At 64.8% G+C, this 24,662-nt stretch carries 30 protein-coding genes and 1 pseudogene; 14 read left to right on the top strand and 17 right to left on the bottom strand.

Annotation, left to right across the window (positions count from 1 at the left end; all coding sequences use genetic code 11):
• The first annotated feature begins 157 nt into the window (after nt 1-157).
• Together ACFE7F_RS12165 and ACFE7F_RS12160 are read left to right on the top strand one after the other, a co-directional pair.
• Nucleotides 158-403, top strand: a complete 246-nt coding sequence (locus tag ACFE7F_RS12165) for a type IV secretory system conjugative DNA transfer family protein (RefSeq protein WP_375404116.1) — start codon at nt 158-160, stop codon at nt 401-403.
• 731 nt (nt 404-1,134) lie between these two features.
• On the top strand, nt 1,135-2,013 hold the full coding sequence (locus ACFE7F_RS12160) for a replication initiation protein (RefSeq protein WP_375404115.1): 879 nt from the start codon (nt 1,135-1,137) through the stop codon (nt 2,011-2,013).
• A gap of 86 nt (nt 2,014-2,099) precedes the next feature.
• Here the strand turns inward: ACFE7F_RS12160 and ACFE7F_RS12155 are convergent, their stop codons facing one another.
• Both ACFE7F_RS12155 and parA read right to left on the bottom strand, forming a co-directional pair.
• Nucleotides 2,100-2,375: a ribbon-helix-helix domain-containing protein gene (locus ACFE7F_RS12155; protein WP_375404114.1), complete on the bottom strand. Its 276-nt coding sequence runs from the start codon at nt 2,373-2,375 to the stop codon at nt 2,100-2,102.
• On the bottom strand, nt 2,372-3,055 hold the full coding sequence (gene parA / locus ACFE7F_RS12150; RefSeq protein ID WP_375404113.1) for a ParA family partition ATPase: 684 nt from the start codon (nt 3,053-3,055) through the stop codon (nt 2,372-2,374). Before parA ends, ACFE7F_RS12155 begins: the two co-directional genes overlap by 4 nt.
• Nucleotides 3,056-3,430: 375 nt before the next feature.
• Here parA and ACFE7F_RS12145 point away from each other — a divergent pair, with 375 nt between their 5' ends.
• Together ACFE7F_RS12145 and ACFE7F_RS12140 are read left to right on the top strand one after the other, a co-directional pair.
• A complete protein-coding gene (locus ACFE7F_RS12145) occupies nt 3,431-4,894 on the top strand; it encodes a DNA sulfur modification protein DndB (RefSeq protein WP_375404112.1) in 1,464 nt (487 codons plus the stop codon).
• Between the two features lie 162 nt (nt 4,895-5,056).
• Entirely contained in the window at nt 5,057-5,221 is a 165-nt protein-coding gene (locus ACFE7F_RS12140) for a hypothetical protein (protein ID WP_375404111.1), read from the top strand.
• A 36-nt stretch (nt 5,222-5,257) separates the two neighbouring features.
• Here ACFE7F_RS12140 and ACFE7F_RS12135 read toward each other — a convergent pair whose 3' ends face one another.
• The 9 genes from ACFE7F_RS12135 to ACFE7F_RS12095 all read right to left on the bottom strand — a co-directional run bounded on the left by ACFE7F_RS12135 (nt 5,258) and on the right by ACFE7F_RS12095 (nt 10,220).
• The gene (locus ACFE7F_RS12135; RefSeq protein WP_375404110.1) at nt 5,258-6,097 is read right to left on the bottom strand and encodes an Eco29kI family restriction endonuclease; all 840 of its coding nucleotides are present in this window, start codon (nt 6,095-6,097) and stop codon (nt 5,258-5,260) included.
• A complete protein-coding gene (locus tag ACFE7F_RS12130; protein WP_375404109.1) occupies nt 6,094-7,260 on the bottom strand; it encodes a DNA cytosine methyltransferase in 1,167 nt (388 codons plus the stop codon). Before ACFE7F_RS12130 ends, ACFE7F_RS12135 begins: the two co-directional genes overlap by 4 nt.
• Nucleotides 7,247-7,687 carry a very short patch repair endonuclease gene (locus ACFE7F_RS12125; RefSeq protein WP_375404108.1) on the bottom strand — a complete coding sequence of 147 codons (441 nt, stop codon included), beginning with the start codon at nt 7,685-7,687 and terminating at the stop codon, nt 7,247-7,249. The genes ACFE7F_RS12130 and ACFE7F_RS12125 overlap by 14 nt, the downstream gene beginning before the upstream one ends.
• Complete coding sequence (locus ACFE7F_RS12120) at nt 7,687-8,127, bottom strand: GFA family protein (protein WP_375404107.1); 441 nt, start codon at nt 8,125-8,127, stop codon at nt 7,687-7,689. The genes ACFE7F_RS12125 and ACFE7F_RS12120 overlap by 1 nt, the downstream gene beginning before the upstream one ends.
• A gap of 19 nt (nt 8,128-8,146) precedes the next feature.
• Nucleotides 8,147-8,608: a nuclear transport factor 2 family protein gene (locus tag ACFE7F_RS12115; RefSeq protein ID WP_375404106.1), complete on the bottom strand. Its 462-nt coding sequence runs from the start codon at nt 8,606-8,608 to the stop codon at nt 8,147-8,149.
• A 55-nt stretch (nt 8,609-8,663) separates the two neighbouring features.
• Complete coding sequence (locus ACFE7F_RS12110; protein ID WP_375404105.1) at nt 8,664-9,236, bottom strand: recombinase family protein; 573 nt, start codon at nt 9,234-9,236, stop codon at nt 8,664-8,666.
• A gap of 132 nt (nt 9,237-9,368) precedes the next feature.
• Nucleotides 9,369-9,578: a hypothetical protein gene (locus ACFE7F_RS12105; protein WP_375404104.1), complete on the bottom strand. Its 210-nt coding sequence runs from the start codon at nt 9,576-9,578 to the stop codon at nt 9,369-9,371.
• Nucleotides 9,579-9,608: 30 nt separating this feature from the next.
• Nucleotides 9,609-9,983, bottom strand: coding sequence for a hypothetical protein (locus ACFE7F_RS12100; RefSeq protein WP_375404103.1), 375 nt, complete (start codon nt 9,981-9,983; stop codon nt 9,609-9,611).
• Between the two features lie 99 nt (nt 9,984-10,082).
• Nucleotides 10,083-10,220 carry a hypothetical protein gene (locus ACFE7F_RS12095; protein WP_169716278.1) on the bottom strand — a complete coding sequence of 46 codons (138 nt, stop codon included), beginning with the start codon at nt 10,218-10,220 and terminating at the stop codon, nt 10,083-10,085.
• A gap of 97 nt (nt 10,221-10,317) precedes the next feature.
• Between ACFE7F_RS12095 and ACFE7F_RS12090 the strand changes: the two genes are divergently transcribed.
• Both ACFE7F_RS12090 and ACFE7F_RS12085 read left to right on the top strand, forming a co-directional pair.
• The gene (locus ACFE7F_RS12090; protein WP_375404102.1) at nt 10,318-11,019 is read left to right on the top strand and encodes a hypothetical protein; all 702 of its coding nucleotides are present in this window, start codon (nt 10,318-10,320) and stop codon (nt 11,017-11,019) included.
• An 82-nt stretch (nt 11,020-11,101) separates the two neighbouring features.
• Nucleotides 11,102-12,334: a helix-turn-helix domain-containing protein gene (locus ACFE7F_RS12085; RefSeq protein ID WP_375404101.1), complete on the top strand. Its 1,233-nt coding sequence runs from the start codon at nt 11,102-11,104 to the stop codon at nt 12,332-12,334.
• Nucleotides 12,335-12,346: 12 nt separating this feature from the next.
• On the opposite strand, the gene ACFE7F_RS12080 is transcribed toward ACFE7F_RS12085, so the two are convergent.
• Nucleotides 12,347-12,619, bottom strand: a complete 273-nt coding sequence (locus ACFE7F_RS12080) for a type II toxin-antitoxin system YafQ family toxin (protein ID WP_375404100.1) — start codon at nt 12,617-12,619, stop codon at nt 12,347-12,349.
• Complete coding sequence (locus ACFE7F_RS12075; RefSeq protein ID WP_375404099.1) at nt 12,612-13,238, bottom strand: hypothetical protein; 627 nt, start codon at nt 13,236-13,238, stop codon at nt 12,612-12,614. Before ACFE7F_RS12075 ends, ACFE7F_RS12080 begins: the two co-directional genes overlap by 8 nt.
• Nucleotides 13,239-13,636: 398 nt before the next feature.
• Here ACFE7F_RS12075 and ACFE7F_RS12070 point away from each other — a divergent pair, with 398 nt between their 5' ends.
• On the top strand, nt 13,637-13,900 hold the full coding sequence (locus ACFE7F_RS12070; RefSeq protein WP_375404098.1) for a type II toxin-antitoxin system RelB/DinJ family antitoxin: 264 nt from the start codon (nt 13,637-13,639) through the stop codon (nt 13,898-13,900).
• Between the two features lie 136 nt (nt 13,901-14,036).
• Here ACFE7F_RS12070 and ACFE7F_RS12065 read toward each other — a convergent pair whose 3' ends face one another.
• Both ACFE7F_RS12065 and ACFE7F_RS12060 read right to left on the bottom strand, forming a co-directional pair.
• On the bottom strand, nt 14,037-14,201 hold the full coding sequence (locus tag ACFE7F_RS12065; RefSeq protein ID WP_375404097.1) for a hypothetical protein: 165 nt from the start codon (nt 14,199-14,201) through the stop codon (nt 14,037-14,039).
• Nucleotides 14,202-14,306: 105 nt separating this feature from the next.
• Entirely contained in the window at nt 14,307-17,276 is a 2,970-nt protein-coding gene (locus ACFE7F_RS12060) for a Tn3 family transposase (protein ID WP_375404096.1), read from the bottom strand.
• A gap of 137 nt (nt 17,277-17,413) precedes the next feature.
• Between ACFE7F_RS12060 and ACFE7F_RS12055 the strand changes: the two genes are divergently transcribed.
• The gene (locus ACFE7F_RS12055) at nt 17,414-18,043 is read left to right on the top strand and encodes a recombinase family protein (protein WP_375404095.1); all 630 of its coding nucleotides are present in this window, start codon (nt 17,414-17,416) and stop codon (nt 18,041-18,043) included.
• A 107-nt stretch (nt 18,044-18,150) separates the two neighbouring features.
• On the opposite strand, the gene ACFE7F_RS12050 is transcribed toward ACFE7F_RS12055, so the two are convergent.
• Nucleotides 18,151-19,083, bottom strand: a complete 933-nt coding sequence (locus ACFE7F_RS12050; RefSeq protein WP_375404094.1) for a LysR family transcriptional regulator — start codon at nt 19,081-19,083, stop codon at nt 18,151-18,153.
• A gap of 98 nt (nt 19,084-19,181) precedes the next feature.
• On the opposite strand from ACFE7F_RS12050, the gene ACFE7F_RS12045 reads away from it, so the two are divergent.
• From ACFE7F_RS12045 to ACFE7F_RS12020, 6 genes are read left to right on the top strand one after another with little or no spacing between them, the layout of a single operon-like run.
• On the top strand, nt 19,182-19,838 hold the full coding sequence (locus ACFE7F_RS12045; RefSeq protein ID WP_375404093.1) for a DsbA family protein: 657 nt from the start codon (nt 19,182-19,184) through the stop codon (nt 19,836-19,838).
• Complete coding sequence (locus ACFE7F_RS12040) at nt 19,835-20,458, top strand: NAD(P)-dependent oxidoreductase (RefSeq protein ID WP_375404092.1); 624 nt, start codon at nt 19,835-19,837, stop codon at nt 20,456-20,458. Before ACFE7F_RS12045 ends, ACFE7F_RS12040 begins: the two co-directional genes overlap by 4 nt.
• A gap of 9 nt (nt 20,459-20,467) precedes the next feature.
• A complete protein-coding gene (locus ACFE7F_RS12035) occupies nt 20,468-21,679 on the top strand; it encodes an MFS transporter (protein ID WP_375404091.1) in 1,212 nt (403 codons plus the stop codon).
• A gap of 14 nt (nt 21,680-21,693) precedes the next feature.
• Nucleotides 21,694-22,479, top strand: coding sequence for an MBL fold metallo-hydrolase (locus ACFE7F_RS12030; RefSeq protein ID WP_375404090.1), 786 nt, complete (start codon nt 21,694-21,696; stop codon nt 22,477-22,479).
• A gap of 29 nt (nt 22,480-22,508) precedes the next feature.
• Nucleotides 22,509-22,997, top strand: coding sequence for a nuclear transport factor 2 family protein (locus tag ACFE7F_RS12025; protein WP_375404089.1), 489 nt, complete (start codon nt 22,509-22,511; stop codon nt 22,995-22,997).
• 14 nt (nt 22,998-23,011) lie between these two features.
• The gene (locus tag ACFE7F_RS12020; RefSeq protein WP_375404088.1) at nt 23,012-24,016 is read left to right on the top strand and encodes an alpha/beta fold hydrolase; all 1,005 of its coding nucleotides are present in this window, start codon (nt 23,012-23,014) and stop codon (nt 24,014-24,016) included.
• Between the two features lie 261 nt (nt 24,017-24,277).
• On the opposite strand, the pseudogene ACFE7F_RS12015 reads toward ACFE7F_RS12020, so the two are convergent.
• Nucleotides 24,278-24,640, bottom strand: a pseudogene (locus ACFE7F_RS12015) (recombinase family protein); the annotation flags it as partial.
• Between the last annotated feature and the right edge of the window lie 22 nt (nt 24,641-24,662).

Genomic DNA, 24,662 nt, shown 5'->3' with positions numbered 1-24,662 from the left:
CGTACCGGCCGCTCAGCGTGGTGTAGATCTTGACGATCGGATCGCCGCTGTAGTGCAGCGCGACAATCAGGATGCGAGCGCAGCGACAATCAAGATGAGAATCGCGAGGGGCTACGGCGGCGCAGGGCGTAGCCCGGAGCCGACGTAGCCCCTCGCGATGGCGCGTTCCTGGTGGGGCGTCGCCGCTGATGATCACGGCCGGCCGGGTATCCTCCTGTCCTCCGACCACTCGCGCTCCACCTCCACTCACGTTGCCGCCCGGTCGCTGATGACGCCCGACGAAATCATGCGGATGCCGGCCGACCAGCAGCTCCTGCTGCTCCAGGGACAGGACCCGCTCATGGTCGCAAAGGTCCGGTATTATGACGGGTGGGAGTTCGCCGGGCTCGCCGACCCGGCGTGATCCGTCCTCGATAACACGAGTCTGGTTGACCGTGGCCGGGCTAAAGGTGAGTTTTGGGGTAGCGCCTCACCTTTGGACTGCTCGGATCGCGCGCGCCGGGTCTGGGTCGGCTCTGGCGCAACCGGCCTAAGCCGCTCTGGTGACGCTTACGCATGTTTCGATCGATAGTGCTCGGTCGAAGTGCCTTCCGCTCTCTGGTGGCCATCCTGGGCAGGCGTAGGGGCAATCCGAGCCTCTACCTCTGACCTTCTTCCCGCCTAGCCTGCGGCGCTCGCGCCGCTCTGGTGACAGCGTTAGCTGGCACACAAGGATTGCGTACCGGCCGCAGGCCGGTTCCATTGAACCTCTCTGCCCTTTGTTCCTGGCGACGCCGCTTGAATGCCAGGCTACCCCAAAGCTCACTTTTCGCATTCAGATTCTCTAATTCTTCTAGTTCAAGATTCAGGGCCTGGAAAACGGCTGATCCTTGCCGGTCCTAGCCTCCAAAGGTGAGCGATGGGGTCGATTCGCGTGAGTGTCGGGGTACCTTCCGGTGAGCTTTGGGGTGGGTAACGGTGAGTGTCGGGGCCGGATAGAGTGAGCCTTGGGGTAGGTCGAAGGTGGCCGGTCACGCCACGGTGAGTTTTGGGGTACCCTGCTCGGAAAGACGGGGAGCTGAACGATTTGCGCGGCTCACAATTCAAAGTTAGGGTGAGCCGGTAAGGCCCTCCTGCTCACCGTTGGTCAAGTCTATGTCGCAACTCGCCGTGGTCGATCTGCCATTCCGCACACTGGCGCAGAAAGGGCGCGGCAACGCCTTCGATCCCGCCAACTATGGGGAGATCGTCAAGCCCGGCGAGCTCGTCGACATCGTCGAGCTGAGCCCCCTCACCCTCGCCGATCGCCGCATCTACAACCTGCTGATTGCCAATGCCTGGGAGCGGATCGGCGAACCCATCATCCACCGCATCACCAAGTCGGCGCTGAAGGGAACGCACCAGGGCAACGAGCGCGTGGAAAGCTCCCTCCTGCGGCTCATGGGCACCATCGCGATCGTCACGATCCGCAAGGGCGGAAAGAGCTACAAGCGCCGCGTCCAGCTTCTCGGACCCAGTGACGAAAGCCTCGAAAAAGACGGTTTCCTTCACTACCGCATTCCCGAGGAGCTGATCGAGATACTGCGGAACAGCGAGGTCTATGCCCGCCTCAAGACGCAGGTCATGTACTGCTTCGAGTCGAAATACGCGCTCTGCCTCTATGAGATGATCGAGCGCCGGATCGGCCTCGCGTACAGGCAAAAGGAGGAGTTCACGATCGAGGAGCTGCGGGGCCTGCTCAACGTCCCCGCCGGCAAGCTCGAACGCTTCGCCGACCTGAACAAATATTGCCTCAAGGTCGCGGTCGAGGAAATCAACAAGCTCTGCCCCTTCTACGTCGATTTCACGCCCATCAAGAACGGGCGCAAGGTCGAGCGGGTGGCCCTCCACTGGTTTCCGAAAACGTCGACCGGCAAGCGCGACGCGCAGAATCTCATCGACCAGCATAGCATCGTGCGACGCGCCAAGCTGCGCGGCGGCATACCCGAATTGCCCGTGCTGGTGGATTTTAGCGCCCCGGCTGGCCAAAGGTGAGCCCCTACCCCAAAACTCACCTTTAGCTTGTCAGCAGGTCAACGTGTCCGCGTGTCCATACGTTAACGTGTGAACACGCTCACCTGTCATCGCTCGCCGAATGGGTGCTTTCCATATTGCCGCATCAGCAGGTCGATCGCCTCGCCCATGAGGGCCTGAAGGGTCGTTCCGTTCTCGGCCGCCAGCACGTTCAGGCCCCTGCTCACCTCGGCGCTAAAATAGCCGCTGACGGCCTTCTTGCCTTGACGTGCGGCCGCGCGCGGCGCGGCGGCGCGATCCGCGTCGCCGGCGATTGCCGGGACCGGTTCGGGAGCCTGGGCCTTCTCCGCCCGCTGCTGCTTCATCATCGCGAACTTGCTCATGCCGCGCGCCTTCTAGAACGGGCCTGCTTACCTGTGGACACGTTCGCATGTTCGCGCGTCCACTCCCATAGTGCCGCGACCTCCTCGGCCGCCTTGCCTCCCGGCTCCATCTCGATCGCGGTTTTCCCCTGCGCGGTGCTGTGATGGTAGATCGCCCGCTGGGTGAGCATGACCGGCGCGACGGCGACGCCCATGCCGGCAAGCCCCTCGCCTCCCTCGATCAGCTCGCGCGCGTCCCGGTAGGTCGTGGGTGCCCGCTGCGGCCCCCCCATGAACAGGACGAAGGCGGGCTTGCCAGCCGCCTTCACCAGCTCGGCCGTCGTCTCCACGGCGGAAAGGTCGAAGGCCTGCGGACGGCACGGGATCAGGATCAGGTCCGCGATCTTGCAGGCCTCGCGCGCCATGATGTCGGCATGGGGCGGGGTGTCTATCACCACCAGGTCGGCCCCAAGCTCGGCCGCCTGCTGGACCTTGCGCGGCAGCAGGGTAGGGGAGGCGCAGTCCACCACCTCCGGGTCCGCCATGCCGCGCCACTGGCTCCACTGGCTGGCCGTGGCCTGCGGATCGGCATCCAGTATCAGGGTCGTCAGCCCGGCTGCGGTTCCGGCTGCAGCCAGGTGGATAGCGAGGGTCGTTTTGCCCGCGCCCCCCTTCTGGCTGATGATCGATATGGTCCGCATGTGAACGCCCCGCCATGTTCGCGTGTGAACACGTCTGATAGTTCACTTGATCACGTGTGTGCAAGCGAGCATCTGGGTTTTATGGCTGGGCCGAAGGCCAAGCTCCAAGGGTTGGGTGGGCGGGACAGACAACGTGGTCGCCTTTTAGGGTGACCTCCTTCTCCGCGCGAGGGATCGTCACCCGAAGGGCCGAGACGCGCTCGTGCGGCTCGGGGAGGGGCCTTGGCCCCGACTAGAGCCTGATTGGCGAAGCCGACGCGCTCGATCAGCCTATAAAGAGCGCAAATACGATCTCATAAATGTCCCTGGGATGTTTTTGTTGACATCCAGGTTTATAGGTGAGAACAGGTTTTAACGTTATGAAAGGAACCTGGAATGTTTGGTGATGCGGATGCTCTACCAAAGTCGATGTCGGTGGATGATAGCATGATCGATAGCGGCAGCCTCGATAGCATGATGACGTTCACCTCGGCCGACGAAGAGCCGTTTGTGGTATCGGTCGGGCACAATCTCGGTCGTATGACCTGGGGCGGCGACGTGACGCTTGTTAAGCTGATCGAATGGGCGTCGGTCGCTAACGACCCGGAGAAAGGCGAGGTCGCTCAACGCCCGCTTGATCTGAGTCACGCGCGTGGCCTGGGTGTTTATATGCTCAAGGGCCTCGTCAACGCCGCGATCACGAAACGCAAGCTCACCGGCAGGGAGGCACTGGAGTCCTTTCCTCATATTCTGCATCAGTTGGGTTCGCAGCCCTACTTTTCCCTGCAACCATTCGTTGCGAACATCCGTGACATCGACCCCGACAAGCCAGCCGTGCGTGCAACGCCCCTAAAGATACCAACGGGCGAGACTCGTGGCTTTCAGGTTTTTCTGCCTCGTCATTACCGCTGGTGGATGATCGACGGACAGCATCGGCTAGTCGGCGCTCAGATTACCAAGGAGTTCTTGGATTATGTCACCAAGACAGGCTCCTATCCCGCCCGCAACAACCTGTTCACAGGCCGGGGCAAGGTAACACCCGAAGAGATGGTAGTCTGGATGGAGGCGCTGGAATGCGCTCGGTCATTCGCCACCGTCAAAATTGAGCTACATCTGGGCTTGTCAATCGAGCAAGAGCGCCAGCTGTTTCATGATCTTAACAATTTGGGAAAGAAGGTCACGCGTTCTCTATCACTCAAGTTTGATGGCTCCAACCCTATCACTAAGTTCATTGATTCGGTACTTGTCGGCGAACAGGGCCTTCTCGACTGCGAGAACGAGCAAAGCGATTGGGCCAAGGACGACGGGTGCCTACCTCGCAAGGATATCGTCGCAACCAACGCGATCGCATTTTTGAACAAGGGGAACATTACTGGTGCCACGCCCGCCATCATCGAACCCCGCATGGAAACCGTGTCGCAGATGTGGGGAGCCATCCTCAAGCTCGACGGCTTTAATGAACCGGGCGCAAAGATGAGCACGGTCGCGGCTCAACCCGTCGTTATCAAGGCTATTGCCAAGGTCGTATTCGATTTGGCCTTTTCAAATCGCCGCCCTGATAACGGCGACATCCTTCTCGACGCTGCCCTGGCTCGCTTGAATGAGGTGGATTTCAGCCACGGCAATCCAATGTGGCGCTACTATGATATGTCCCAGGAAGAGCGCTCGGCCGCCAACCTCGACAAGCTGGCCGCATATCTACCGGATCAAGGTCAGCTCTCACCGGACGCGAACCGCGACCTGGGCTCATACCAGAGTGGGCTGATGCGCTTCGGCGCGAAGCATAACGACATTTACCCGCTTCTCGCGGACATGATCCGCTGGAAGCTCAACCTGCCGAGTAGGCATACGAAAGGGTAGAACGGACGAAGGCGGGACCGTTGACGCGATCCCGCCCTCTGGTTGGTCTTGGTGACTTCGCGACACCATCAAGGCTGACCGCCTCGCGGAGTATCCAGGCCCAAGCACCCGGATCATACTCCTTGAGGCAGCATTTTTCAAACTGTCGCCGGAGTAAGTAGAATGAAGCCCATCGGCACCACCGCGCGCACTGGCGAAACCTGCCCCGAAAGCGGCGTCTGGAAGGTTGTCGGCACGCCCACCACCACCGCCCCGATCGCGAAGGGGAACCGCATGCCGCCTTACGGCGACAAGGCAGTCACCTGGGAGCTCACCCGGTACGCGTAACACCTCGTGGCCTCCGCTTCGGCGGGGGCCACTCTTTTACACCTGCCGCAGCTCGTCCAGGAAGCTAGTCAGCACGTGTTCAAGGTCCGGGAACACCGGATGCTCGGCGAAATGCCGTTCCAGCTCGGCCGTGATCGTCGCCGCCGATTTCGCATCCTCCTTGGACTTTACCGCCCACTTCCGGCCGGGGTGCATCGTGTCCCACGGTGATCGCTTGTTGGCGCGGGTGGTGGCGTCGTCGCCGTGCTTGCCCAAGCCGTAGAGGATGTTCGTCTCGCTGTTCCAGACCGGCCGGAACAGGTGGATCATGTAGTCTTCGGCCGCCGTCTCCCACCCGCTCTGCACGACGAGCGACCGGAACTCGAAGTCGGCTATGTCGAGCGTGGTCGTCGCGGTGCCGATGTTCTTGCGATGGTCGGACAGCCGCCCGCATAGGCGCGGCCCCTGCTCAAGCGGGGTGCGGGCGTTATTGAGCGCCGGGGCGGCCTGGCCGACATAGATGGGCGTCTCGCTGCCCCTGATGTGCGCGTAAGCGGGGAAGGGCCCGTTATAGTAGATCGCGTAGATGCCCGACCCGTAGAAGCGCGGGATCTCCGCCAAGGGGTGCCGCTGCTGCGCGACGAGCGCGAGCGACACGAAGCGTCCGACCACCTTGGGGTTGCTCGGATCGAACACCGCGGTCGGCTGGCGGATCGGATCGAGCGTGTTCAGAAACGATTCCAGCCCCTCGATGACGCCGCGGATTTCCTTGTCGAGCGCGCGACGACGCGGCGTCGATAGCGTGGTCGACGTCGTTTCCGCGACGAGCTGGTCGAGGTTCGCGCGTAGCTCCGCGATCGGCGACGGCGCGGGGGTAGGGGTGGGCTTCCGGCTCATGCGCTGGTTAGGTGTCGCGCCACGTTCTTGGCGACGACCTTCGCCAGCTCCACCGGGACGGCGTTGCCGAGCTGGCGCATGGACTCGCTCCACGACCCATGAAAGCGGTAGTCGTCGGGGAAGGTCTGCAAGCGCGCGCTCTCCCGCACCGAGAAGTAGCGTACGCCGCCATCCGGTCGGCATAGCATGTTCTCGCCGCCTGGAACGCCGTGGACGCCCGCCTTTAGCGTCTTGGCGGGCTCGTCCAGCGGGCTCCCCGTATGACCAACGTAGCTGCGCGCGCCGCCCTGGAAACGGTGATTGAGGTGAGTAGCCGCCTCGATCGGCCGTAGCTCCGGGTCGGGTAGGTCGCCGATCGCGTCGCGGACGGTCCGCCACGGGCTGGCGCGCGGCTTTTCGAGAAGCGACATTCCGCGGGCGTGAAGGCGCGCGTCCATCGTCCGATCGCGCTTGGCGATCTTGTGTCGATCCCAATAGTCGAGCGAACGAACCTGGCTCCATAGCAGGGCGTCGAGCGAGTGGGTCTCGTCGGGAAAGGACCACTCGATGCCAAGGTCGGCGCGGAAGCCGACGAACACGACGCGCTCGCGGCGCTGGGGAACGCCGTGGTTGGCCGCGTTCAACACGCGATGCACGACATTGTAGCGCAAGCCGTCCCGCCCGCCGTGGGCGGTATGGTGTCGTTCCAGCCGGGCTAGGTGCTCGGGCCATTCCTCGCCGGGTAGGGGGGTCAGCTCGGGGTGGGTGAGCTGATGGACGATATGCGCGAGGTAGGTTGCGAAGCTCGCCCTGGTGAGGCCCTTCACGTTCTCGAACACGAACGCCCTGGGCCTGGTCTCGCGCACCACGCGCACCGCCTCGGGCCACATATCGCGGGTGTCGGCGTGGGCGCGGTGCTTGCCGCCTAGCGAGAAAGGCTGACAGGGCGGCCCGCCGCTAACGAGGTCGATCCTGCCCTCGTGGGCGCGAAAGTCGAGCTGGCGAATGTCCCCCTCGATCGGCTCGGGCCAATGCCCGATCCCGCCCGTCTTGGCGCGACGGTTCTCCCGGATCGTGTCGCAACACCACCTGTCCCATTCGACGATCTGCGCGGGCCGGAACCCGGCCTTGCTGATCCCCATGCCTAGACCGCCAGCCCCGGCGAACAGCTCAATGACGCGCATCGTCGACTCCATCGGCCTCAAGGAAGGCTCTTACCTTGTTCTCTAGCTGTTCCGTTAGCCGACATTCGCATTCCCACACAATCATCTGTCGCCAGCCCTGCTGGTCGAGCGCGTCGCGGGTTCGCTCGTCGCGCGCGCGGTTGCCCTCCAGCTTTGGCCCCCAGAACTCTTGCCGCGATTTCGGCATCCGCGCGAGCCTGCATGTCGGATCGGGATGGCGATGCCAGAAACACCCGTGGACGAAGATCACCTTGCGCCGGCCGCGAAACACGAGGTCGGGAGCGCCGGGAAGCCGCTTGTCGTGAAGCCGGTAGCGGTAGCCCATGCCGTGAACGAGACGACGAACGGTCATTTCGGGCTTGGTGTCCTTGCCGCGGACGCGGCTCATCCGCTCCGATCGCGCGGCCGGGGAAAGGGTGTCGGCCATTACGTCGCCTGCTTGAACTCCGCGAGCAGCGTGGGGAAGCTGTCCGGGGCGGGAAGGGTGTCGAAGCTCCGCATGGCCCCCGTCGCCGCCCATGCCAGCTTCTCGCCCGTGTATGTCTCCATGAACGGGCGATACGACCGCGCATTGTCGAGCAGGGTCGAGCGGACGTTCACGAAGTCGTCCATTCCCTCGGGGCGGGTAAACAGCCAGCTCATGCAGCGGGGACAGAAATAATGCCGGGTCGCCCCGCGCGAGCCGCCGATGACTGGCTCGCCCGCCGTAATCGCGAGGGCGTCGCTCGGATAAAGCGAGCTGAGCGAAAAGGCGCTGGCCGTCATGCGCTGGCATCCCGTGCAATGGCACGCCATCGTCATCATCGGTCCCCCGTCGACCTTGAAACGCACCTCGCGGCAACGGCACTCGCCTTCGCTGAAAATCATGGTCGTCACCCCCGGCTGGTCAGGACGCGCTCGATCGAATGGGCGTGAACTGCGCCGACGCGAGCCGCCAATCGCCACCCACGCGACGCGCCACATAGGTGGCGCGCATGTCGATGGATCGCGTGCCGCCGCCGGGAACCGGCACGGCCATGGAAAGCTTCGCCAGCATGATCGCCTCCGTGCCCTGCGAGCGCACCATCCGCTCGCTCACCGTGATCTGTGGGGCGGGTCGCTTCTTCTCGGGTGCGTAGAAGCTCAACATCTCCTCGCGCGTGTCTACGTCGCCGACGGGGGACACCTCGATGTAATCGAGCGTGGTCAGCTCGGAGAGGGCGCGGGGATCGTATCGCCGCTGCGCGTCGACGAATCCATCCACCAACCGCGCGAGCGCCGCGTCGACACTGGCGGGTGCCGACAAGGCCGGTGTGCTGAACAACGCGCCCGCGAGCGCGATCCCCAATAATCCAGTCAGTCGCGACATGAAGGGTCTCCATGCTTGGTGTCATGCGTCGGCGATACGGACGAAAGCGCGTCGGTCATGGTGTTGCCCGGTTGCGATGCTCGCGCAACACGCGCTGCACGGTCGAGCGCGACACGCGGAACAGGTTGGCGAGCTGGGCGGGGGAGCCCTGGCCGGTCTCGGCCTTGGCGATGATCTCGGCGCGTTGAGGGGCGGTAAGGCTTGGCCTGCGCCCAAGGTGCCGTCCCGCCTTACGCGCGTGGGTGAGCCCGTTCATGGTCCGCTCGCGGATCATGGCGCGCTCGAACTCGGCGAACGCGCCTAGCATCTGCGTCATCAACCGGCCGGGCGCGGTGGTGGTGTCGATCGCTTCCGTCACCGACCGGAACCCGGCTCCGGCCGCGGTGATCGCCTCCAACGTGAATAGGAGGTCGCGAAGCGAGCGCGATAGCCGGTCGAGCTTCCACACCACGAACACGTCGCCGGCCTTCAACGCGCCGATCGCGCGCGCCAGCTCGGGGCGGTCCGCCTGGCCGCCCGACGCCTCCTCCTGGTAGATCATGGCGCACCCCGCGTCGGTCAGCGAACGGAGCTGCGGGTCGAGGTCCTGAGAGTCGCCGCGGGACACGCGAGCATAGCCGATTTCCATACCCGCATTCTGACACGGGTTTCTGACACTCCGCAACCCGCGGAAAACCTGGGGTGGGGCGGTGGTGTCAAAACCGACCGGTTGTGACACCGCGCGATACAGAAGTTGACGTCTGGGCGTCCCCGTGTACCATTATGCTGCGGACTGCGGGGCCGCTTTCATGGTGCGAGGCCATTGAAACACCAATGCGCCACTCTCGTCGCGCACTTCGACGCGCTCCGCCAAGTTCATATCGATAATGTTGCGGGCGTGATCTTGGACGGCGCTTAACGGATGCCCCTTCCAAGTTTCGCTACCGTCCCAACGGTGGCCGTTATTGAAGCGGATGATCTGGTAATCCATCGTATGGCTCCTCGAAGGGGCAGGGGATGCTTAGATCGAGCTGCCCTTGGCCGTGCTGCGGATGTGCCGAAGGGCAACATCCAGACAGACGGCGACAGATGCGCTTCCCTGGTTCCGATGCTCCGCCTCGGTGAGGTGGATCGGAGCGTCGCCAGGATAGAGGCGAGTAAGGTGTTCGATCAGTTCCGCGATCGTGACGGTAGGTTGCGGCTCATCGTCAGGAATAGTTTCCATCTGCGCCTCGCTGTAGCCCCAGTACCACGCAAGACGCCGCCCCTTGTCGCTCTTTATGGGATTGGATCGACGTGACTTACCTATATGAAACGCATCTCGCCCGGCAGCAAAATCATCTGGGTACAGCTTCCCAAAATCATCGTCGTCGATCGCAGCGGTGGTATCTGTCATCCGTCAATCCTTACCTTGATATGATCCCGGACGCTCGGCCTGATTGGCTGCAAACCGATGCCATGATACGGGGGGCGATTCCAACCGACCCCCCGTCGATCACTTTTTCTTCTTGTCCGGACGCTGGGACAATGCCGATCCTGCGGCTGTCTTCGAATCCTTGCCCGTGCGGCCATCGCGCAGGACGTTCGATGCAGCCTTGCCGGCCTTCGCACTGGTATGTTCGTTTTTGGCCATGACCAATACTCCTCCTGGGCGCGATGTTTTTCGAACCCTTATTGCATAACGCTAATTTATCGGTATTGTTTCCCGCATAGCGATGAGGAAAGCCAGATTGATTGATATCCGGAAAGCCATCCTTGCAGCCTTGAGAAAAGAGCTTCTGCTCGATCTTGAGGATCAGCTTCGCGCTGCCGCACTGGAAGCATCCAAGGCGGGCGCGGCGTTGCCAATGAATGCGAAACGCCGTCGTGAGGCTGAAGGGCAAATCCGCTTTCGCCTTCAGGAGGAGCGCTATGAGGAGGTGGTCCAGCAGCACGGCGGACACCTGCTTCCTGACGGAGTCATGTGGGGCACTGATCTGAAGGTATTCCAGCCTTTTGCCCGCTTCCCCGGACCGGATACGGCTATCATTCTCGGGTTCGCCTCCATGTCCGAACCCCGCAAGATTCCACCCAAAAACCAGTCGCGCGCAGCAGGCGTAACGCTGAACGTCTCGCTGCAAGCCAGTCTGTTCGATGGCGACGATTGCCCGAAGGCCACCGACATCTTCGTGCTGTTCCTTACGGCCCGTGACCGGCGGCAGGCTGGTATGATCGAGGAAATCGCGATCGGGGTGATCGGAGCGGACTACAAGGATTTCATCTTCTACGCATCGCTGGACGATTTCATTCAGGGCTACGAGGGCAAGCCGGCCGTTCCGGATGCACCTGACGGACCTGATGGTGGTGGTGGTGCCAAGGTGAAGCTGCGGCCGACCCGCAAACGGTTCGTGGCACCCGAGGAACAACCCGATACCGAGGTCGGTGAAGAATAAGCGCCAAATCTGGCGTTTTAGTAACAAGTACAGCGTTCGCTCCGCATCCTCTCTGGGTGCGGAGCCTTAGGGACTCAAACATATGCGTATCGGCACCCCCGGGTTCATTCCTGCCAGGCTTACCGAAGCGCGCGAGGCGCGCCGTATTCCGTCAAAGGCCGCGCTTGCACGCCGCCTGGGTATGAGCGCCACCACCACCTCCCGATGGGAAGATGAAACGTCGGGCCAGACTCCTGATAATGCGACGCTAGTCCGGCTTGCCGGCGAGCTCGGTGTTCGCCCGGAATATTTTCTGCGCCCGCCATTCCACAGTGATCGGCCTACATTCCTCCGGTCCCTAGCGAGCACGCTTGTCCGCGATCTGGATTTTCAGAAGGCCCAGATGCACTGGTTGCAGGAAATCAGTTTCGTCATCGGGCATTATGTCGACCTGCCCGAAGTGGACATCCCCGACGTGCTCGATGGCGTCAGCTACACCCAGCTGCGGGACGAGGATATCGAGGATATCGCGCTTCGGCTTCGTCGTCACTGGCAGCTGGGTGAGGGACCATGCGGCGACGTCGTTGCGATCATGGAACGGATCGGCATCGTGGTTGCGGCCATTCCCATGAACACGACCAAGCTCGATGGACTATGCAGCTGGTCCCCCATTGATAGCCGCCCCCATGTCCTGCTGGCGACGGACAAGATGTCGTTTCCGCGGCGTCAGATGGATGCAGCGCATGAACTTGCCCACGCCGTTCTTCATCAGGCCGTGCCGGCAGAGGAATTTCAAGCCAACCTGCGCGCTATAGAGCAACAGGCATTCCGTCTGGGCAGCGCATTGCTGATGCCTTCGACAACCTATCCAAAGGATGTGCGTCATGCGTCGCTGGCAATGCTCGTCAGCCTGAAGGAGCGGTGGCGGGTTTCGGTCAAGGCCCAGATCAAACGCTTGTCCGATCTGGGCATCATCCCTGAGGAATTTTCCCGGCAACTCTATAAGCTCTATTCGGCAAAGGGTTGGTCCAAAGGCGAACCTCTCGACCAGCACTGGCCGATACAGCCCCCGCGGGCGCTGCGGGACAGCCTGAACCTGATTGTTGAAAACAACGTCCGCAGCAAGGCGGACCTGCTTGCCACCGAGTTCACAATTTCCAGCACTGACGTTGAAGAGCTGTGCGGTCTGCCGCCGGGCTGGTTTGACCGGGATGCTGCGGAGGTGGTTTCGCTCAAGAGACACCCTGGAGACGGGCCAACAGTGCACTATGACGATTCCGAAGTGATCTCTTTCCCGGATAGGCGTCCTCAGCCGTGGTCGGGCCGATCATGGTAGCCGTTGGAAACGCTATCCGAACACCTCGCTATGCGACCCCAGACGCGCCAAGCGCAGAACGCCCTCGGGCTTCTCGTAGATCAGCACCAGATCAGGCTTGATGTGACAGTCCCGAAACCCCTTCCATGTGCCGCTCAGACCGTGATCTGCCAGCCGCTCCGGCAAAGCCGCATCCACAGCAAGAAGATCGAGGACCGGTTGCAGGACATCGGCAAGGTCGGGATCAGTGCGCTTCTCGCGCTTGTAGTCCCGTTTGAATTTGCCGGTGTATTCGATCTCACGCATCGGATGCCTCCCCAGCCGGATTGACCGGCGGCGGTAGCGGCGGTGCGGGGGGAACTTGCTGTGGCTGTGGCGCTGGCGGAACCACCTGTGCGGGAGGCACGATCGCCGGCGGGTCAGTCATGTCCTTTGCCCCGATGTCGAGTGCCCATTCGATCAACGAATTATAGCTCGCCTCCGTCAGGCCGGGTGTCTTCTGGTCGTGATGCCACCGCAAGACCAGGTGCGGATTCCAGATGATCGCATTGCTCATGGGACCGGATTTGCCCGCTTTGATGTCGATGAAGTTCAGCTCCTTGAGCTTCTTCATGCGGGTAGCCCATGTATGCTCCCCACGCTGACCACCGAACCCGGCAGCGTTCGCCATATCGCCATGCTTGTTCAGCACCACGAACGAGTTGTCCCACGTCGAGCACCACAAGGTCAGGTAGGTCGATGATACCGGAGCGCCCTTAGTCATCTCGTCCATGATCTTGAGGATCATGGGCATCGTTTTCGGGATCGTTGCGAAGCCCTTGTTCGCGGTGCGATGCCATAGATTGGGGGCCGCCCCAGGCCAGTGCAGCTCACGCAACGCGAGCTGCTTTTTCGTTATCGCCCCCGCCTCCCTGATCGTCGCCATTTCAAAACTCCCACTTGCTCACCGGATAATCCCAGTTTTGTCAGTTTCGCTAAGATGCTCTTTTTATTGTTATTTTTCAATGACTTAGGTATTTACTCGTGGTCGGCGAGTTACGCTCTTATCGTAACTTGGGGGTCTGTAGCCTATCGATATGTTGCTGCTTGACAGCCTTGTTGCAACATATGATTCATGGATTCTGATTTATTCATTTGTTTTCAAAGGGTTGTTGGTAGAAGCACTGTTCTGCAATGTGCTATATGTCCTGATACGTGCTACATGTGCTTCACGTGCTCACGGATGGTGCAGGAAGGGTGAGGGGTATTGATCCCGCGCCGTCAAACCTTCATTTATAGTTTGTGGCTACAACGTAGCTACAGTGTTTTTGAAAGGTACTCCCTATGGCCGCTGCCGAAATCGTGCGCGCCCGGATCGATTCCGATCTCAAGAAGGAAGCCAGTGCTGTCCTGTCCGGCATGGGCCTGTCTGTGTCCGATGCCATTCGGCTGCTGTTCGTCCGTGTGGCCGCTGAGAAAGCGATGCCCTTCGATCTGCGCGTGCCTAATGCCGAGACTCAGGCTGCAATGCGTGATGCCCGCGAGGGGAGGGTAACCCGCGTTAGCAACGTGTCCGCGTTGATGGCCGACTTGGATGCCGACGACTGACTGGTGCGGTTCTACCGGCGCGTCGATTTGTACCGGACAGGTAAATAGGTAAAGCGCGACCTTAGCCGTGGGTCGACAACTCGGCGACGAGCGCGCGGATGTCGGCAACCAACTCGGCATCCGGCACCTCAGTCGATCAAAGCCGTCCTATGCGTTGTCTGCGCAGCACTTCGAGCGCTCCGCTTACTTTGGCGAGCGCGACTTCGACCGCGTGCAAATCGGCGGCGAGCGCCAGCTCGGGCCGTGCGGTCATGGCGATGATGGCGGCCAGCACGGCGTCGGACTCCCGCGCCAAGCTCATGAGATGATGCCCGCTCGGGCCAGCGACGCCGTTCATCCAGTTGCGCGCTGTCCGATCCGAGACGTCGGTCCAGAGGGCCGGTGAGAGAAGGCCCAAAATCGTACGCTAACGCCTGCGGTCGGCTGCGGCGACACGGAGCGGCCTGAACCGCTCGCGCGGTTTGTCGACTTCGCTCCAAAGATAGTCGCCGGTGAGCCCGATATGCTCCCAGCCGAGCGGGGCGACATGGGCAAGCAGCTCGTCGGGCACCTCGACGCCGGTCGAGCGGAGATGCTGCACGGCGCGGTCGAGATACATGGTGTTCCACAGCGTCACCGCGGCCGTGACCAGCGTCAGCCCGGAGACGCGATGCCGCTGATTCTCGAACGTGCGATCGCGCAGCTCGCCCAGGCGGTTGAAGAAGATGGCGCGGGCGAGCGCATTCCTGGCCTCGCCCTTGTTGAGGATGGCACCGGTGCGGCGTCGCTGCTCGGGATCGTCGAACCAGTCGAGCATGAACAAGGTGCGCTCAACCCGGCCGATCTCGCGGAGCGCGCGGGCGACCGGGTTTTGGCGGGGGTAGCCCGCCAACTTGCGGAGCATGGTTGACGCGCTCACCGTGCCCGCCCGGATCGAGGCGGCGAGCCGCAATGTTTCGTCCCAATGCTCCTCGATCGCGCGGATGTTGACCGGGCCCGCGACCAGCGGTCGCAGCGTCGGCCAGGCGTCGAGCGCCGTCATGCTGTATAGCCGTCGCTCGTTCAGGTCGCGGATGCGCGGTGCAAACCGGAATCCGAGCAGGTGACAGAGCCCGAACACATGGTCGACGGCTCCCGCAGTATCGGTTGCGTGCTCGCGGATGACCAGCTGGCTTTCGTGGTTGAGCAGGCCGTCGATGACGTGGGGTGCCTCGCCCGCGTTCGCGGCGATCACGTCGGTGTGGAACGGCGCGAACCGCCCAGAGATGTGGGTGTAGAACAGCACGCCGGCTTCGGAGCCGTAGCGCGCATTGTGGTCGGCGCGCGCCTCGCCGCGCCCGCCAGCCCGGAAGAACTGGCCATCGGAGGAGGAGATGTCGCCCGGTCCCCACACCTTGCCCAACGGGTGCGCGATGTGCGCGTCGACGATCGCGGCGAGCGCCGACAGGTATGTCTCGTCGCGGACGTGCCACTCGGCCGTCCAGCGAAGCCGCGCGAGCGTCAGCCCACGCGAGCTTTCCGCCATGCGGCCGAGCCCGAGGTTGGTCGCGTCGGCAAGGATGGTGCCCATCAGCGCGGACTGGTCGGTCGCGGTGTCGCCGCTGCGCGCGTGGGTAAACCGCTCGGCGAACCCCGACCAGCCGGCGACCTCGACCAGCAGGTCGGTGATGCGGACGCGAGGCAGCAGCGCGTAGAGGCGCGCCTTCAAGGCTTCGGCCTCGTCCGGCACCGAGCGCCGTAGCGGCGAGATGGTCAGCTCGCCCCCGGTGATGACGACATCGACCAGCTTCCCCGCAGCGGCCGCGCGCTCCACCTCACCCATGCGTCGGGTGAGCAACGCGCGCCGGTCGGCGTGCCAGTCCCGGAACACGGGCGCGACCGCCAGCCCAAGTCGGTCCTCCGCGCGCATCGCGGCGAACGCCGGATGCGGGAGAAGATAGTCGTCGAGGGTGCGGAACGCGCGACTCCCGTCGACCCAGACGCTGCCCGACGCCAGCCGCTCGCGCAGGTGGACGATCACGGCGACTTCATAAGCGCGCCGGTCGACGCCGCCCCCGGCCGGGAACACCACTTTGCGCCAGCGCGGGCGTAGGAACGTGGTGGGCACTCGCTTGGGCAGGACCGAGCGGCCGTCCCGGTACATGCGGCGCAACGCCTCGACCGCGCCGAGCAGCGGGTCGCTCGCGCGCGCCGCGCGGAACGTGAACGCGGCCAGGAAGGTAGGGGCGAACTTGCGGATCGTAGGATAGCGCTCGACCACCTCATCGAGTCCGTCGTCGGCGGAACGGGTCAGTTCCTCGGCGTCGCGGACGCTGCGTTCGAGCTGGTCCCAGCCGATGCGGTCGGTGATCGCGCGCAGCGGGTCGCGACCTTGCGCGCGCGTGTCGATCAGCAGGCGGCCGAGCCGCGCATGCTGACGGGCAGTATCCTTAAGCAGCCGGGCGGCCCGGAGCAGCCGATCGGAACGGGTCCGATCGGCGCGCCGAAACAGCGAGCCGACCATCTTCCCGACCATGACCAGCGCCGCATCGGTGAGCGCCGCCCCCGTCTCGATCGCGAACGCGACCAGTGTCGCCAGGCGACGACGCCGCTCCAGCCGGCGAAGGTGCTGGGCGGTGACCAGGCCGGCGACGCGGGCGATCACGGCGTAACGCGCGCCGTGGATACGACGCGCCCGATCGGGCTCGATCCCAAGGGAGCGTATTCGCTCCAGCCGCTCGACCAGCGCCTTCAGGTTGGTCGCGGACGGAGCTTCCGACCAATCACGTATCCAGCCCAGCCCCGTGCGCCCCTCCTCGTTCGCGTCGATCAGGCGTTCCAGCCGTGCCTCCTGTTCGGGGGTGCAATCGCGGATCAGGCCAGCATAGGCCGCACGTCGTGCCTGGGCGCGCGCGATCAGCGCGACCCGTTCCAGCGCGGACGGTGCGGGCACGACCACGTGGGTCGCGCGCAGCCGCTCCACCATGACGGCGACGATCGTCTCGCCGCGATCGGTACAAGCCGCGACCTCGATGCCGACTGCCAGCATGACGCGCAGGTCCGCGCGCTCGAACGCGCGCAGACCCAACAGCGCCTCGATCTCGGCGCGGTGCTCGCGCAACGTCGGGCCGCGTGCGGCATAGTGCTCGAACTCGGCCGCGTCGCCGCCCACCTGCTCGCAGAGCAGCGAGAGCATGGCCGCTGGCGGCGTTTCGCCCGGCGCGAGAGCGCGACCGGGGTGGCGAAGGTAGCAGAGCTGAACCGCGTAGCCGATGCGGTTGGCACCGCGCCGTCGTCGGCAGACCTGGACGAGGTCGTCCGGCCCCAGTGTGTAGAACCGCTCAACCGCCTCACGATTGGTCGGCGGGTCAAAGATCGCGGCGCGTTGCCCCGGCGAGAGGATTGTCTTGGCTGGCATCGCACCGGCTCCTTCGCAACCGTCACATATTGAGCTGTGCAGGATGTTCGCGGAGCATAGACAGGAACACGGGTTAAGTGACAGTACGGGCGCGAAGCGGCCGGCCTCTCCGTCGCGCTCCGCATACGGACGAATATGTGACAACGCAGATTGGTTACGCCCGGGTCTCGAAAGCCGACGGGAGCCAAATTCACGATCTTCAGCGTGACGCGCTCGCCGCGGCCGGGGTTGCGGCCGAGCACATCTACGAGGACAGCGCCTCGGGACGGCGCGACAACCGGCCGGGGCTCGATGCGGCCCTCAAAGCGTTGCGGGGCGGCGATACGCTGGTCGTGTGGAAGCTCGACCGGCTCGGCCGCGACCTACGCCATCTCGTCAACCTGGTCGGCGACCTGACCAAGCGCGAGGTCGGGCTGAAGGTGCTCGCCGGCGAAGGCGCGTCTATCGACACGACGACGGCGAACGGCCGACTGGTGTTCGCGATCTTCGCTGGGCTGGCGGAGTTCGAGCGCGAGCTGATCGTCGAGCGTACCAAGGCGGGGCTTGCGTCCGCCCGCGCGCGCGGGCGACATGGTGGCCGCCCGTTCAAGATGACGACGGCCAAGCTCCGGCTCGCCCAAGCCGCGATGGGCAAGCCCGAAACCAAGGTGGGCGAGCTATGTGTTGAGCTCGGCATCACGCGGCAGACGCTTTACCGACACGTCACGCCCGACGGGCAGATCAGGCCCGATGGCGAGAAGCTGCTCGGACGACGTCGCCAATCGTGATTTGCGCGCCAATTTCAGCAGTTAAGCGGGCATCAACAGTGAAGATTCACGGTGGCAGGGTACGCGCCGCATTTCGATCGTCCGCTCCGCAGGACCGTTGCAACCCGTCACCCGGCAATGGACAGCGCCGCGAAGTAGCGTTGCAGCGCATCGGCGGCGACCCCGACCTTGGCCACCCCGCCCCCGCCTTTCGGCATGACCATTGTCACCGGCGCCGAGGGCAGTCGCCAATCAGGCAGCAGGCGGACGAGCCTACCCTGCTCAAGCGCCGGGCGCGCATCGGGGTGGAACAGCGACGCCAGGCCCATCCCCTCCTCGCACAACTGCTGGAGGGCGACCTGACTGGTGGTGCCGATGCGGATCGCCAGCGGTACGCGCTCCCGCCTGCCTTTGCCATCCGTGAGTTCAAGCGCGGTCTCGGGGCCGGGTTCGCCATTTCCCCGGCCTGTCAGATCAGTATCCCCTTCCATCGCAAGCCAGTGGTGCCCAGGCAGGTCAGCCGGCGTCGCGGGAGAGCCGCGCCGTCCGAGATAGGCGGGGGATGCGCAGAGAATACCCTCGAAGTCGCAGAGCTTGCGGCCGATCCAGTTCGTGTCCGGCAGGCCGCCGACCCGCACCGCCAAGTCTACGCGCACGTCGATCAGGTCGACAAGCCTGTCGTCGAGAATCAACTTCAATCGCAGGCCGGGCCAGTCGGCGAGCACCGGCGCGAGCGCGGTCGAGATGTGCGCCGCGAAGCCGATCGGCGCCGCGACCCGCAATTCGCCGGTCGGAGCATCGCGCGCCTGCTCCAGCGAGGCGGTCGCCCCGTTGCGCGCCTCCAGCAGGCGCTTGCAATAGGGCAGGCAGCGTTCGCCGGCCTCGGTCAGGGCGAGCTTGCGCGTGGAACGATGCAGCAGCACGACCCCTGTGCGCGCCTCGAGCGCGCGGATGGTCTGACTGACCGCCGACGGCGTCATCCGGAGCCGCTTGGCGGCGGCGCTCATCGACCCGGCCGAGACGGTCTCGGCGAACACCGCATATTGCCGAAGATCTTCCATCCGTAAGTCCTGCTTCAAGGAGTTAGCCGGAGTGACCGGCTAATCGGGCAATAGTGAAGCTCCTATCTCCGGTCCTGTCCAGGAATATGGAGGCAACGATGCCCAACCCGGTGTTGCACTACGTCTACGACCCGCTCTGCGGCTGGTGCTACGCTGCGACACCAATAGTCGACGCGGCCGCGGTGGCCGGCATCCCGCTGTCGCTGCACGGCGGCGGGCTATGGGGTGCTCCGACAAAGCTTGCTCGGGAGAAGCTGGCGTACATTCGTCAGAGCGACGCGCGCATCGCCGCGCTCACGGGCCAGCGGTTCGGCGACGCCTATCTGAACGGCCTACTCGGCGACACCGCCACCGTCTTCTGGTCTCAGCCGACGATCGCGGCGGTGCTGGCCGCAGGCGAGGTCGAGCCCGGCGCCCAACGCCGGATGCTGCACGCGATCCAGGAGGCGCATTACGTCGCCGGCCTGCGCGTGGTGGAACCCGACGTCCTCACCGCAGTCGCTGCCGGCATCGGCCTGGATGAACATGCGTTCGCGGCGGCGTTTGCGGCCGCGGCCGCGGCGGATCATATCGAACGCACCCGCGGCTTCATGGCGCGATCGGGCCTGCGTGGCTTTCCCGGCTTCGTGCTGGAGAACGGACCCGAGCTGGTCCGGGTACCGCACGAGGATTTCTACGGCCACCCCGACGCATTCGTCCAGCAGCTCGCCGTCCTATCGCGTTCACTGTCCCCGAATGAGGAGTTAATCGCATGAAGATCGCCCTGATCGGCGCCACCGGCTTCGTCGGCGCCAAGCTGCTCACCGAGGCCCTCGAGCGCGGCCACGACGTGACCGCCATCGTCACCGACACATCGGCGCTGCCCTCGGCCGCGACGCTGCGTGGTGTGCAGGCCGACGCGAGGAACGCCGACGCGCTCGCGCGGGCGGTCGCGGGTCACGACGTCGTTATCAGCGCGTTCAACCCCGGCCGCGATCCCGACGGCACCGGAACCCAGGCGATCATCGATGGCGTCAGGCGATCGGGTGTCGGTCGGCTGCTGGCGGTCGGCGGCGCGGGCACGCTGGAGATCGCCCCCGGCCAGCGGGTGATCGACCAGCCCGATTTCCCGGCGGAGTGGAAGGCGGGCGCGCTTCGGACCGCGGCCTTCCTAGATCAGCTGCGCGCCGAAACCGATCTCGACTGGGTGTTCGTCAGCCCGGCCGCGCATCTCGAGCCGGGCGAGCGCACCGGGCGCTACCGCGTCGGCGGCGACCAGCTGATGACCGATGAGGCGGGCGAGAGCCGCATTTCGCTGCAGGACTATGCCGTCGCCATGCTCGACGAGGCCGAGCGTCCCGCGCACCAACGCGCGCGTTTCTCGGTCGCCTACTGACCTCGGCTCGTGACGCCATCCGCCAGCATTCCGCGTGGCAGCGGCATCGTTCACGCCGCGCTGGCGCTCGGCGGCTTCGCGATCGGCACGACCGAGTTCGCGACGATGAGCATCCTGCCGCTGTTCGCCCGCGACCTCCATGTCGACCTGCCGACCGGCGGTCGGGCGATCAGCGCCTATGCGATCGGCGTCGTCGTCGGCGCGCCGCTGCTCGCCGTCGGCGGCGCGCGCCAGTCTCGCCGCACTATGCTGATCATGCTGATGGGCTGGGTCGCGATCGCCAACCTGCTCAGCGCGGCCGCGCCGTCGTTCGGATGGCTGCTGCTCTTCCGCTTCCTCAGCGGCTTGCCGCACGGCGCCTATTTCGGTCTCGCGGCATTGGTGGCCGCCAGCCTGGTCGAGGACGACCGGCGGGCGATGGCGGTCGGCCGGGTCATGGCCGGACTGACCGTCGCCACCGTGGTCGGCGTGCCTGCCGCCAACCTGCTCGCGCAACTGGGCGGCTGGCGCGTGTCGTTCGTCGTCGTCGCGGCGCTCGCCGTCGCCACCGTCGCGGCCATGTGGGCGCTGGTGCCCCGCGACCGCGGCCGCCCGGACGCTGCGTTCCTGGCGGAGCTGGAGGCGCTGCGCAGCGGGCAGGTGTGGTTGACGCTGGGCATCGGCGCGATCGGCTTTGGCGGGATGTTCGCGATCTACACCTATCTGGTGCCGACGCTGACCGAGGTGACGCGCGCGCCCGCCTTGGCCGTGCCGTTCGTGCTGGCGCTGTTCGGCGTCGGCACGACGCTCGGTAACCTCCTGGTGCCGCGTCTTGCGAGCCGGACACCGATGCCGGCCGCAGGCGCCCTGCTGCTCTGGGCGGCGGTGGCCGCGGCCATCTACCCTTTCGCGGCGCAGCGACTCTGGTCGATCGCCGCGATCGTCGTCGCGATCGGGCTGGGCGGCGCGCTCGGCACCCTGCTCCAGACGCGGCTGATGGACGTCGCCGGCCGAGCCCAGGTGCTCGCCGCCGCGCTCAACCACTCGGCCTTCAACACCGCCAACGCGCTCGGGCCTTGGCTTGGCGGCCTAGCGATCAGCGCCGGCGCGGGCTGGGCCTCGACGGGCTGGGTCGCGTCCGGGCTGGCGCTGGGCGGGCTCGCGATCTGGGCGCTGGCGCTCGCGACCGACCGCCGCGGCGCCCCACCACTCGTCCAGCAACACGACCTTCAACAAGCCTAGCAAGGAGGACGACCATGCGCATCAGACGACTCGGCTGGTCCGGCATCGAGATCGAGCGCGGCGATGACACGCTGCTGATCGATTATATCCTCGACACCTCCGAACTGCCGCTACGCGACGACCGGCAGCCGTTTCCCCGCGCCGCCGAGCCGGCGCGCGCGGTGGCGGGGCTGCTCACGCATCTCCACGCGGATCACGCCGACCCGGTCGCGCTTGCCGACGCCCTGCGCGAGCGTGGGCCGGTGTTCCGGCCCGTGCCCGCGGCCGGCTCGAGGCCGGACCTGGAACTCACCGCACACGCCGAGCAGGCGTTCGGCACCGTGTCGCTGGACGTCCGCGTCGTGGATGCCTGGACGAGCCACCAGGCCGGTCCCTTCGCGCTGCACGCAGTGCCCGCAGTCGACGGCTTTGGTGACCCGCAGGTGAGCTGGGTCGTGGAGGCGGACGGCCAGCGCATCATCCATGCCGGCGATACGCTGTTCCACAGTTATTGGTGGCGCGTCGCCAGGGCGTTCGGCCCGTTCGACCATGCCTTCCTGCCGATCAACGGCGCACTGGTCGAGTTCCCGTTCCTGCAGCCGCCCAGGGAGCAGGAGGCGGTGATGACGCCGGAAGAGGCGATCAAGGCCGTGCGGATGCTCGGTGCGCGGGCGGTCACGCCGATCCACTACGGCGCGCTGCATCGACCGCCGGGCTATATCGAGACCAGCGATCCCGTGGGCAGGCTGCGCGCCGCCGGCGCAGGTTCCGGCATCGCGATCGAGGTCTGCGAGCCCGGCGAGTGGGTCGAGCTCGGCTGACATCCCCGACGCGAAACAAGGAGTAGTACATGCGACCCCGAAACGTCGTCCGCGCCGGGAAAAAATTGGCAATCGCCACCGGGGTACTCGCCCTGTGCGGGCTGGCGTTGGGTGCCACCCAGCCGAGCCGAGCCGCCGAGGGCGCGGCGGATGCGAACAGGCGCGTGGTCCTGGCCTTCTACGAAGCGGGCCTGAACCGGAAGAACTATGCCGAAGCGGCCCGTTTCCTCGGCGAGCGCTACGTCCAGCACAACCCGATGGCGGAAGACGGCAGGGAAGGCTTCGCCAAGTTCGTCGGCTTCCTCCGCGCCAACTACCCGGGCGCGCACAGCAATGTCCGCCAAGCCTTCGCCGATGGCGACTTCGTCATCCTGCATGTGCTCGAAAAGCTCCATCCGGGCGACCGCGGCAATGCGATCGTCGACATCTTCCGCCTGGAGCGCGGCAGGATCGTCGAACACTGGGACGTGAAGCAGCCCATCCCCGACCAAACCGCCAATCGCAACGGCATGTTCTGAAAGGACAATACGCCATGAACACCATCAACGTCACTTCCCCTCGCCGCATGGCGCGGGCGACACGCCGCCTGACCGGCGCGATTGTCGCGACCGCGCTAGGGATGGCAGCGGCGACCAGCCCGTCCGCCGCAATCGCTCAGGAACGCTCCACGCCCGCCGCCACCGGCATCCGCTACAAGTCGGTTGCGGTCGACGGCATCACCATCTTTTATCGCGAGGCCGGCGACCCCGCCAAGCCGACCATCCTCCTGCTTCACGGCTTCCCGGCCTCCTCGCACGAGTTCCGCACGCTGATGCCGCTGCTCAGCGCCCGCTTCCACCTCGTCGCGCCGGACTATCCCGGCTTCGGTTTCAGCGACGCACCGAGCGAGGCCCGCTTCGCGCCGACCTTCGCCAATCTCACGACCGTGATGGACGGCTTCGTCCGCGCAGTCGGGCTGACCAGGTTCACCATCTACATGCAGGACTTCGGCGGCCCCGTCGGCTTCCGCCTCGCGGTCGCGCACCCTGACATGGTCGACGGGCTCATCATCCAAAACGCCAACGCCTATGAGGTCAGCGTCGCCGCCGATGTCCTGAAGGACATGCGTACGCGCGCCGCGGGTCCGCTGAACGCCAAGGCGTCCGCTGCCTTGGAAGGAATGCTCTCGCTCGAGGGCACGAAGTTCCAGTATCTGACCGGCGTCCGCGATCCGGCGAACGTCGATCCGACGAGCTACCGCCTCGACAGCTTCGTCCAGGCCCTTCCCCAGCAGCACCGCATCCAGCGCGCGCTGATCGTCGACTATTACGACAATGTTCGTCAGTATCCGGCATGGCACGCGTACCTGAAGGCGCGTCAGCCCAAAACGCTGATTCTCTGGGGCAAGAACGACCCAATCTTTCTGCCGGCCGGAGCCGACGCGTATAGGGCCGACCTGCCCAAGGCGGAGGTCCATCTGCTGAACACCGGGCATTTCGCGCTCGAGGAGGATGCAGAGGTTGCGGCCAAACACATCTTGCGCACGTTTGGCGAATAGTCTCGACGCCCTCGGTATTGCGGAGCGCGCGGAGTCCGGTTCGACCGGTCGCTCTGGAACGCGGTCATCTCGTCGGTGCCGTACGGCACCTCCGCTTTACCAGAATCGAGGTGCTGGACGATCTGCTCGCCCAGCGATCTGACTGGCGTTCTTATCCGGAGTGAGGTGGAGAAACCTCGCAAACGGTGCAGAGCGCCTCGCATCGCCTGAACCGACAGCAGGCCTTACCGTACGTTTTTGGGCCTTCTCTCACCGCTCCCCGAACTCGGCGAATGCCGCGAAGATGCCGAAAGCGAGACGGCCATTGGCAGACGTCGTGTCGATCTGCGCGCCGGCACCCGCCAGCACCTTCAACCCAATCCCGCGCGACCGGAGATCCTCCGCCGTCGTCACGAGGTGACGCAGATCGCGGCCGAGCCGGTCCAGCTTCCAGATGACGAGCGTGTTGCCCGGCTGAAGCGCCTTCAGGCAGGCGGTCAGGCCCGGCCGCGCATCGTGGCGACCCGAGGCCATGTCCTCATAGATGCGCGACGGATCGATGCCGGCCGCGAACAGCGCGTCGCGCTGCGGTTCCAGCGTTTGCGTGCCGTCCGACTTGGACACCCGGATATAGCCGATGAGCAATGCGTACCCCGCCAGAAAAGAC

This window comes from uncultured Sphingomonas sp. (assembly GCF_964235535.1).
Classification (GTDB): domain Bacteria; phylum Pseudomonadota; class Alphaproteobacteria; order Sphingomonadales; family Sphingomonadaceae; genus Sphingomonas.
This window is presented reverse-complemented; position numbering and strand designations above follow the sequence as displayed.